Raw genomic sequence first — 727 nt, 5'->3', positions numbered from 1 at the left:
GGAATGGAACTGAAGAAAGAACAATACGAACAAATCGCAGAGTGCTTTCCGAAACAGCGGAAACCAGCAAAAATCAGCAATCTGGATGTATTGAATGCGGCGCTGTACGTAATGGAAAATGGGTGCAAATGGAGGAGCCTGCCCAAAGAATACGGAGATTGGCACGTGATCTATGTCCGGATAAACCGCTGGGCGAAAAAGGGAGTTTTGGAAAAAGCATTTTTGCGTTTGCAGCAACTGGGAATCATCAAAATCCAAGTAAACGTGGTCAGTTTGGATTCCACCTGCATCAAGGTTCATCCTGACGGAATGGGTGCACTGAAAAAAACGGAGCGCAAGCCGTCGGAAGAACACGTGGTGGGTGGAACACCAAACTTCATATGGTCGCCGCATCTGATCGAGATGGGGTAATCTTTTCGTTGTCTGCCGGAAACCGTGGAGATGGCCCTGAAGGCCGTACTCTTTTGCAGCAGCTCGGTCCGGCGGATCACCCGGTTTACCTTCTGATGGATCGGGCCTACGAAGGGGATGAGACAAGAGCTTTGGCAGTGGAACTTGGCTATATCCCTGTTGTTCCGCCAAAAAGCAATCGCAAAGATCCTTGGGACTATGATAAAGAGCTGTACAAACAGCGCAACCAAGTTGAGAGGCTTTTTCGCCGTATCAAGCGATTTCGTCGCATTTTTACCCGCTATGACAAACTGGATATTATCTTTTTGGCTTTTGT

The 727-nt window shown here is 48.1% G+C and carries 1 protein-coding gene; it reads left to right on the top strand.

Going from position 1 to position 727, the window contains the following annotated elements:
- Positions 1 to 3: 3 nt before the first annotated feature.
- A protein-coding gene (locus D5269_RS18070; protein WP_120487701.1) for an IS5 family transposase occupies positions 4 to 727 on the top strand; the annotation gives its coding sequence in 2 pieces (ribosomal slippage) (positions 4 to 322 and positions 322 to 727; 725 coding nt annotated over the 2 pieces). This gene is flagged as partial in the annotation.

The sequence above is a fragment of the Anaerotruncus sp. 1XD42-93 genome, from assembly GCF_009917605.1.
Taxonomy (GTDB): domain Bacteria; phylum Bacillota; class Clostridia; order Oscillospirales; family Ruminococcaceae; genus Anaerotruncus.
Note: the sequence above shows the minus strand (reverse complement) of the source record. Positions and strands in the feature narration are given on the sequence as shown.